We start from the raw sequence: 8,481 nt of genomic DNA, 5'->3' as shown, positions 1-8,481 counted from the left end.
GCGGGCGGCCGCTCGGAGGGCGTCGGGCGCGTACGCGTGGCCGGGGAACGCGAAGACGCCCTCGACGTCGACGCCCGACCGGGCCGCCGCCTGGGCGACCTCACCCGCGTGCTCCGGCGCGCATCCGGAGCGGTGATGGCCCACGTCGATCTCGACGCGCACCGCGACGCGCCCGGCGAGGCCCGCGCGCACGAACCGCTCGACGCCCTCGACCGAGTCGACGCCCACGGCGATCGCGGCGCCGGTCGCGGCGAGGTGGCTGAGCCGCGCCGCGCGGTCGGCGTCGATCCACAGCGGGTACGCGATGAACAGGTCGTCGAGCCCGCCGGCGGCGAACGCCTCAGCCTCCCCCACCGTCGCCACGGTGAGGCCGTGCGCCCCGGCCGCCACCTGCATCCGCCCGATCTCGATCGTCTTGTGCGTCTTCGCGTGCGGGCGCAGCGCGATGCCCCGCGCAGTCGCGGCGTCGGCGGCGCGGGCGACGTTCGCCTGCATGCGCTCGAGGTCGACCGCGAGGAAGGGGGTCGATGGGGCCACGACCGGAGCGTACCGCGCGGCGCGTCTCTCCCGGTGCCCGCCCAGCCCCCGCCACCTAGCCTGACCTGATGAGCGTGGACGAGCGGACAGCGACGAGCGACGGTGAGATCGGCACGAAGCTGCGCCGCGGTATCACGGGGCCGCTGCTGTTCCTGTTCATCCTCGGCGACGTGCTCGGCGCCGGGGTCTACGCGCTCACCGGCGCGATGGCGGCTGAGGTCGGCGGCGCGCTCTGGGTGCCGCTGCTCGTCGCGCTCCTGCTCGCGCTGCTGACCGCCGGCTCGTACGCCGAGCTCGTCACGAAGTATCCGAGGGCGGGCGGCGCCGCGGTGTTCGCGCAGCGCGCGTTCAAGAGCCCGATCGTCTCGTTCCTCGTGGGCTTCAGCATGATGGCTGCCGGCGTGGTGAGCGCCGCGGGGCTCGCGCTCGCGTTCGCGGGCGACTACCTCGCGGAGTTCGTGCCGGTGCCGGCGGTCGTCGCCGCGCCGCTCTTCCTGCTGCTCGTCGCAGTGCTCAACGCGCGGGGCATCCGCGAGTCGATGGCTGGCAACGTCGTCATGACCGTCATCGAGCTCTCGGGGCTCGTCATCATCATCGTCGCCGTCGGGATGCTCGTCGGCGGCGGAGGCGGGGACGCCTCGCGCGTCGGCGAGTTCCCCGCGGGCGTCGACCCGGCCCTCGCGACGCTCTCGGCCGCGATCATCGCCTACTACTCGTTCGTCGGCTTCGAGACCTCGGCCAACGTGATCGAGGAGGTGCGGAACCCGCGTCGCGTGTAACCGCGGGCCCTGTTCGGCTCGCTCATCGTCGCGGGCGTCGTCTACATCCTCGTCGGGATCGCGAGCGCGATCGCGCTGCCGGCCGACGAGCTCGCGGGCTCGACCGCGCCGCTCCTCGACGTGTTCGAGGCGACGGGCGCCGCCGTGCCCGGCTGGGTCTTCAGCGCGATCGCGCTCATCGCGGTCGCGAACGGAGCGCTGCTCACGATGATCATGGCGAGCCGCCTCGCGTTCGGCATGGCCGAGCAGGGGCTGCTCCCCGCGCCGCTCGGGAAGGTGCTGCCGGAGCGCCGCACGCCCTGGGTCGCGATCCTCGTGACGACGGCGATCGCGATCGGGCTGACGTTCCTCGGCGATCTCGCGACGCTCGCCGAGACGGTCGTGCTCCTGCTGCTGTTCGTCTTCCTCAGCACGAACGTCGCCGTGCTCGTGCTGCGCCGCGACACGGTCGAGCGCGACCACTTCCGGGTCTGGACGTTCGTGCCCGTGCTCGGCATCGCGTCGTGCATCCTGCTGCTGACCCAGCAGGAGCCGCACGTGTGGCTGCTCGGCGCGATCGCGCTCGCGGTGGGCCTCGTCGCGTATGCCGCGACCCGCATCGGCGGTGGTTCCCAGGGTCAGTCGGAGCCCGATCCTGCCGGGTCGTAGCGCCGGGCAGCAGGAGCGCGTCGCGCCCCCTTGACCGCCGCGCGAGGGCGGCGGATGCTGGTGTCAGCGGCTCGAAGGAGCCCGCCGCGCCAGCCTCGACGCGAAGCACCCGTCGAGCGCACGGCGGGTCCGGCGCGAGCCGGCAGGAGCTGGACATGATGTGGGATCACGGCTACGCCGCATGGTGGATGTGGATCCCGGGGATGCTCATCACCCTCGTGATCATCGCCGGCATCGTCGTCGCGGTCGTCCTGTCGCTACGGGGCGCGCGACCCGGCGCGCCCGGGGCGCAGGGGTTCGATGCGGCCAGGAGCATCCTCGAGGAGCGGCTCGCGCGCGGAGAGATCGGGCCGGAGCAGTTCCGGGAGCTGCTCGAGGCGCTCGAAGCCGGGCGCAGGCGCCGATGACGACGGCGCTCGCGACGGCGCAGCGCGCTGCCGCCGCGCGCGTGGTCCGGCAGATCCGTCGCGAGCACTTCGCGGTGCTGGCCACGAGCGGCGAGACCGGCGCGCCGCACTCCGCGGGCGTCTGCTACGGCGCCGCCCGCGACGCGCATCCGCTCGCGCTCTACGTCATGACGCGGCTGCACCTGCTGAAGGCGCGCGATGTCGCGCGCGATCCGCGCGTCTCCCTCGTGATCCCGGTGCCCAGGCGTGTGCTCTCGTTCCTGCCACCGGCGACCGTGCAGGTGCACGGCACGGCGGAGATCCTGCGCTGGGACGATGCCGCGGGGCGCGCGGTCTTCTCCCGGTTCTGGATGGGCCGGCGGATCCTCGAGGGCTACGACCGTGCGCGGGCCGAGGGCGAGCAGCGCGTCTGCTTCCTGCGGATCGCCCTCGACGACCGCGCCCGCTCATACCTCGTCGGACATCCGATCTGGCAGGCCCGGCGAGACATGGAGGCTGCGACCGAGCGCGTGTCGCTCGCTGCAGCCGCAGCGACTACGCCGGAGCGCGCGGGGGCGTGACGACCTGCTTGCCCTCGTCGTGGCGCAGCCGCGCGGTGAGGTAGAGCCGGTGCGCGGTGATGACGAGCGCGAGCCACGCGGCGCCGAGGAGCCACCCCGCGATGACGTCGGTCACCCAGTGGTGGCCGAGGTACACGCGGCTCGCGGCCACGAGCACCGTGCCCAGCGCCGCGACCGCGATGATCGCGGCGCGCGCCCACGCCGTCGAGCGGCGCAGCACGAGCAGGTAGGCGATCACGCCGAGGATCGCCACCGCGTTCAGCGTGTGCCCGCTCGGGAAGGACGCCGAGACCTCGTACGGCGGCACGGCGTCGGCGAGCGGCGGTCGGTCGCGGCCGATGAGCACCTTGCCCGCGACCGTCATGAGGAGCGATCCGGCGCCCGCCGCGACGATGAGCACGACGGGCGTCCACGAGCGCCGCCGGAGGCTCAGGATGAGCAGGGCCGAGATGGCGATGAGCGGCATGCCGACCGTGCCCGCGAGATCCGTGAAGCCGGTGATGAGCGCATCCGCCCCGGGATTGCGGAAGGTGAGGATCGCGTCGAGCAGCGGGCGGTCGATGCCGGCGACGCCGTCCTCATCCGTGACGGCATCGTAGACCGCGACGGCGCCGAGGCTGAGGCCGAACGCGATGGCGGCGCCGATCGCGAGGGTCAGCAGCAGCGTCGCGTACGGCCCCACGATCTCGCCGAGCCGCGCTCCCGCTGCCGCGATCGCGCGGCCGAGGAGGGTGCGCCAGTGGACGAGCTCGACGTCGCCGATCGTGGTGTCCTGCCGGCGCTCGCCGGTCGTGCCGTGCTCCGCCGGCGTCCCCTCCGCGCGCATGCCCATCCCCTCGCCGCGACTCGTGCTGGTCGTCGACGCTAGCGCGCGGCGGCTTCGGCGCGGCTGGGCGCTCGCTCGCGACCATCTCGGCGATTGCGGCGCAGCCGGGTCTCTGCGAGCGTTGCCGCACGCCGAGGGAGAGGACCCGCATGGACATGCTCCAGGGAGAGCGGATCGCGGCAGCCGGGCTGACCGACTGGCGCAAGCTCGCGCAGGGGCTCCACGCGCGATTCGTCATCGACGGCTTCGCGGCCGGCGCGCGCTTCCTCGTCGCCGTCGCCGAGGTCGGCGACGCGCTCGGCCACCACCCTGTCGCGACGCTCGACCGCGGCTGCGTCGACCTCCGGCTCGTGAGCGACGACGCCGTCTACCGCGACGGCGAGGGCACGGAGCACATCGTGCAGTGGGTGACCGAGCTCGACCTCGACGTCGCCCGCCGCATCAGCTCGGTCGCCGCCGAGCACGGGCTCCGCGCCGACCCGCAGTCGGTCGCCGTCGTCGAGCTCGGCCTCGACACCGACCGCTCCGCGACGATCGCCCCCGTGTGGGCGGCGCTCCTCACCGGGCGGGCGGATGCGCGGGGTCACGGGTCCCCGAGCGACGAGGTCCGCGACCCGCTCGGCCGGGTGCCGAACCTGTGGTTCGGGGACCTGGACGAGTCGGCCGGGCAGCGGCAGCGGTTCCACCTCGAGGTGTATGTCGCGCCAGAGGTCGCGTCGCAGCGCATCGCCGCCGCGATCGACGCCGGGGGCGCCATCGTCGACGACAGCAAGGCTCCGTGGCTGACCGTGATCGCCGACCCGGACGGCAACGAGGGCGTCGTGTGCACCGACCCCTCTGCGGTGTCGCAGGAGTAGGGCGGACGGGACTTGAACCCGTGACCGAGGGATTATGAGTCCCCTGCTCTGACCAGCTGAGCTACCGCCCCGCGGGCGCGCGGCCCGACTGATCGAGCCTACTCGGCGTCGTGGCCGCGGTAGATGCGCTCGAACGCGCTGATGGTCGCGTCGATGTCGTGCGGCGCGACCATCTCGAGGCTCCGCTGCCGGTAGGCGGCGTACTCCTCGTCGCTCAGCCGCATGACGCGCTCGAGCTTCTCCGCCAGGTCCGCCGAGTCATCCGGCCGGAACAGCCAGCCGTTCTCGCCATCGCGCACGAGGTGCGGGAGGGCCATGGCGTCGGCCGCGACGACCGGCAGGCCGGTCGCCATCGCCTCCATCGTCGCGATCGACTGCAGCTCGGCCGTCGACGGCATCGCGAAGACCTCGGCCGAGCGGAGGCGCTCGCGCAGCTCCTCGTCGCTCACGAAGCCCGTGAGCGTGACGCGGTCGGCGATGTGCAGCTCGCGCGCCATCGCGCCGAGCTCGTCGATGAGGTCGCCGACGCCGATGATGTCGAGGTGCCAGTCGAGGTCGGCGGGCAGCTGCGCGACCGCGCGCACGAGCGTGTCGAGCCGCTTCTCGCTCGTCACCCGGCCGACGAAGACGATCCGGCCGTGCTGCCGCTCGGGGTTCGGGTGGTACTCGTCGCCGGGCAGGCCGCACGAGATCGCGCGCACGCCCGTGAGTCCGGTCTTCCGCTCGAGGTAGTCGGCGCTGCGCTGCGTCGGGGTCGTGACGACGTCACACCGGCTGAAGACCGTCGCGGCGTCGCTCCACGCCCAGTCGACCGCGGTGCCGTGGAGGCCGCGGGGGATGTTCGAGTGGTCCATGAGGTTCTCGAACATGAGGTGGTTGGTGCCGATGACGCGGATGCCGCGCTTGCGCGCCTCGAGCGAGAAGGCGCGGCCGAGCACGAGGTGCGACTGGAAGTGCACGACGTCGGGCCGGAGCGCGTCGAGCAGCGACGCCGCGTTCGAGAACACGCGCCACGGCTGCGCGAACCGCAGCCACTCGTGGCCCGGGTAGAGCATCGAGCGCAGCCGGTGCACGGTGAAGCGCTGCCCCTCGTGCTCCTCGACGTGCGTGCCGTGGCGACCGCGGCCGAGTGCCGACGCGACGACGTGCACCTCGTGCCCCCGCTTCGTGAGCTGGGCGGCGAGCCGGGTCGTGAACTTGGCGGCGCCGTTCACGTCCGGGGCGAAGGTGTCGGTCGCGATGAGCACGCGCATCGGTCGATCGGTCATGGGGTCTCCTCGGGCGCCTCGGCGAGCGGGCGGATCTGGGGGTGGTGGCGCGCGAGCTGCAGCACGCCCGTGACGGCGAGCGCGCCCGCGGCGGCGAAGACGAGGATCGCCCACGGCGGCGTCGCGGCGGCCTCGCCGAGCACCGCGACGCCGATGAGCACGGCGACGAGCGGGTCGACGACGGTCAGGCCGGCGATCACGAGATCGGGCGGGCCGGACGCGTGGGCGAGCTGCACGGCGTAGCTGCCGGCGATGAGGGCCACGACGAGCGCGACCGCGCACACGACGGTGAGCCACTCGAACTGGCCCGAGATGATGCGGTTGATGACGATCTTCGAGAGCGTGACGACGAAGCCGTAGAGCACCCCGGCCGTCACGATGTAGAAGATGGCGTTCGCCTTGTGGCGGTAGAACCACCACAGCACGCCGACCCCGGCGAGCGCGACGACCAGCAGCGCGAGCACGGTGAGCAGCTGCCGGTCGCTGATGGGGCGCTCGACCGCGAAGATCGCGGCGACGCCGACGAAGATGCCGATGCCGACGAGGCACAGGCCGATCGCGCGGATCGTGCGGTGATCGAGCTTGATGCGCGCGAGCCGGGCGTTCAGGATGGCGGTCACCACGAGCGCCACGGCACCCAGCGGCTGCACGACGATGAGCGGCGCGAGCGCGAGCGCGCCGATCTGCAGCACGACCGCGAGCCCGAGGAGCAGCGTGCCGAGCACCCACGCGGGCTTGCGCAGCAGCCCCAGCACTGCCGAGCCGCCCAGGTGGGCGCCGCGCTGATCGCCGCCCTCGAACTGGTCGACGCCGCGGTGCTGGAACTGCGTGCCCACCGACAGGAAGACGGCGCCCACGATCGCGACCGGGATCCCGAGCGCCTGCATCGGCGTCAGAGAGATCTCTGCCGCGATGTCGTCGAGGGCGGTGAAGAGCACTCCACGAACCTACCGTCCGGGCCGCCGATACCCTGGAGGACATGACCGTCCTGCCCATCCGCATCACGGGCGACCCCGTGCTGCACCGCGTCGCCGACCCCGTCCTCGCCTTCGACGAGGAGCTCGCTCGACTCGTCGACGACATGTTCGAGACGATGGAGGCCGCGCCGGGCGTCGGCCTCGCCGCCCCGCAGATCGGGCTCGCGAAGCGGCTGTTCGTCTACGACTGGACCGACGCCGAGGGTGTGCGCACGCGCGGGGTCGCGGCGAACCCCGAGCTGTGGATCTCGCCGCCGCCCGTGGGCGTGCCGGACGACGACGAGGAGGAGGGCTGCCTCTCGATCCCCGGTGAGCGCTTCGCCCTCAAGCGCGCCGAGCGCGCGCTGCTCAAGGCGCAGGACGTCACGGGCGAGCACTACGAGCTCGAGGCGTCCGGGTGGCTCGCGCGCATCCTGCAGCACGAGTTCGACCACCTGAACGGCATCCTCTACGCCGACCGGCTGGATGCGTTCGGCACGAAGGGCGTGCAGAAGGCGATCAAGCGCAACAAGTGGGGCGTCGAGGGGCTCAGCTGGATGCCGGGCGTCGACAACCTGGAGGACTGAGCCGGCTCCCGCCGGTCGCTCAGGTGCGCGCTGTACCGTCCCGGCAACGAGAGGAGCGTGCATCATGAACTTCCTGTCCAACCTCCGCCGGGCGCTGCCCGGCATGGGCACGAGCGGCGCCAAGCGCGGCGTGCGTCCGACCGGGAGGAGGGGCTCGCCGGCGGCCAGGGGTCGCGGAACGGGCTCGATCCTCGACAGCGCCCTCGGGTGGCTCGGCCGCCGCAATCGGCGTCGCTAGAGCGGATACGAGAAATGCCCCGCCGGAGGCGGGGCATTTCCATCGCTCCCCGAGATGGACTCGAACCATCAACCCGCGGAGCACCGCTCCGCGCCCGCCGACATCGTCGGCGTACCGGGACCGGCCACGCACGAGAAATGCCCCGCCGGAGGCGGGGCATTTCCATCGCTCCCCGAGATGGACTCGAACCATCAACCTGCCGGTTAACAGCCGGCTGCTCTGCCAATTGAGCTATCGAGGATCGCTGCGGGAGCGACGACCATCGTAGCATCCCAGCGGGGCGCGGGTCACATCGGCGCCCCTCAACGGCGCGCTGCCGTCACTCCTCGCGGAGCGACCGCCGCTCGCGCTCGAGGTCGAGCAGCTGCTGCTGGAGGCGCTTCGAGCCCTCCGGGTCGTCGCTGCCGAGCCGCTGGAGGCTGCCGAGCAGCTCGGCCTTGCGCCGCAGGATGTCGCGGTCGACGAGCGAGCCCACGATGCCGCGCACGTAGGCGCGCACGCCCTCCTTCGACGACTGCGGGATGGGCGCCATCGCGAGCGTGCGCACGAGCGGCACGATCTCCGGCGGCACGGTCGCCGCGACGTGCTCGGAGAAGTCGGGCGCCTCGATGCGCTCGAGCGAAGCGAGGATCCCGTCGCGCACGACCGCGAGCGACGGGTTCGCGACGTACGCGGAGGCGCCGCGCGCGGCGAGGTCGCGCCCGAGCACCGCGGGCTGCTGCAGGAGCGCCGCGATCGCGTCGCGCTCGAGCCGCGACGCGGGGTCGCGCTCGAGCTGCTGGAGCGCGACGTCGGCGGGCGGATGCGCGGGCCCGACC

The 8,481-nt window shown here is 73.0% G+C and carries 8 protein-coding genes, 2 tRNA genes and 2 pseudogenes; 5 read left to right on the top strand and 7 right to left on the bottom strand.

Annotation, left to right across the window (positions count from 1 at the left end; translation table 11 throughout):
• A partial coding sequence (locus NWP09_RS09810) for an alanine racemase (RefSeq protein ID WP_258275329.1) occupies nt 1–537 on the bottom strand: 537 nt, incomplete at its 3' end.
• A gap of 68 nt (nt 538–605) precedes the next feature.
• Between NWP09_RS09810 and NWP09_RS09805 the strand changes: the two are divergent.
• The 3 genes and pseudogenes from NWP09_RS09805 (at nt 606) to NWP09_RS09795 (ending at nt 2,931) form a co-directional block, all read left to right on the top strand.
• Nucleotides 606–1,964: pseudogene (locus tag NWP09_RS09805) on the top strand (APC family permease).
• Nucleotides 1,965–2,119: 155 nt separating this feature from the next.
• The gene (locus tag NWP09_RS09800; RefSeq protein WP_258275328.1) at nt 2,120–2,371 is read left to right on the top strand and encodes an SHOCT domain-containing protein; all 252 of its coding nucleotides are present in this window, start codon (nt 2,120–2,122) and stop codon (nt 2,369–2,371) included.
• Nucleotides 2,368–2,931 (top strand): pyridoxamine 5'-phosphate oxidase family protein, encoded by a 564-nt coding sequence (locus NWP09_RS09795; protein WP_258275327.1) that lies wholly within the window; start codon nt 2,368–2,370, stop codon nt 2,929–2,931. The genes NWP09_RS09800 and NWP09_RS09795 overlap by 4 nt, the downstream gene beginning before the upstream one ends.
• On the opposite strand, the gene NWP09_RS09790 is transcribed toward NWP09_RS09795, so the two are convergent.
• A complete protein-coding gene (locus tag NWP09_RS09790) occupies nt 2,906–3,757 on the bottom strand; it encodes a phosphatase PAP2 family protein (protein WP_258275326.1) in 852 nt (283 codons plus the stop codon). The genes NWP09_RS09795 and NWP09_RS09790 overlap by 26 nt on opposite strands.
• 149 nt (nt 3,758–3,906) lie before the next feature.
• On the opposite strand from NWP09_RS09790, the gene NWP09_RS09785 reads away from it, so the two are divergent.
• Nucleotides 3,907–4,614, top strand: a complete 708-nt coding sequence (locus tag NWP09_RS09785; RefSeq protein WP_258275325.1) for a VOC family protein — start codon at nt 3,907–3,909, stop codon at nt 4,612–4,614.
• Here the strand turns inward: NWP09_RS09785 and NWP09_RS09780 are convergent.
• The 3 genes from NWP09_RS09780 to NWP09_RS09770 form a co-directional block, all read right to left on the bottom strand.
• Nucleotides 4,612–4,685: transfer RNA gene (locus NWP09_RS09780), tRNA-Ile, on the bottom strand. The genes NWP09_RS09785 and NWP09_RS09780 overlap by 3 nt on opposite strands.
• Before the next feature lie 27 nt (nt 4,686–4,712).
• Nucleotides 4,713–5,882, bottom strand: coding sequence for a glycosyltransferase (locus NWP09_RS09775; RefSeq protein ID WP_258275324.1), 1,170 nt, complete (start codon nt 5,880–5,882; stop codon nt 4,713–4,715).
• Nucleotides 5,879–6,820, bottom strand: coding sequence for a DMT family transporter (locus NWP09_RS09770; RefSeq protein ID WP_258275323.1), 942 nt, complete (start codon nt 6,818–6,820; stop codon nt 5,879–5,881). The genes NWP09_RS09775 and NWP09_RS09770 overlap by 4 nt, the downstream gene beginning before the upstream one ends.
• A 41-nt stretch (nt 6,821–6,861) precedes the next feature.
• Between NWP09_RS09770 and def the strand changes: the two genes are divergently transcribed.
• Nucleotides 6,862–7,425, top strand: a complete 564-nt coding sequence (gene def, locus NWP09_RS09765) for a peptide deformylase (RefSeq protein WP_258275322.1) — start codon at nt 6,862–6,864, stop codon at nt 7,423–7,425.
• 406 nt (nt 7,426–7,831) lie between these two features.
• Here the strand turns inward: def and NWP09_RS09760 are convergent.
• Together NWP09_RS09760 and NWP09_RS09755 are read right to left on the bottom strand one after the other, a co-directional pair.
• A tRNA-Asn gene (locus NWP09_RS09760) sits at nt 7,832–7,904 on the bottom strand.
• 78 nt (nt 7,905–7,982) lie between these two features.
• Nucleotides 7,983–8,481, bottom strand: a pseudogene (locus tag NWP09_RS09755) (DNA primase); the annotation flags it as partial.

The organism is Agrococcus sp. HG114 (genome assembly GCF_024723325.1).
GTDB lineage: Bacteria > Actinomycetota > Actinomycetes > Actinomycetales > Microbacteriaceae > Agrococcus.
This window is presented reverse-complemented; position numbering and strand designations above follow the sequence as displayed.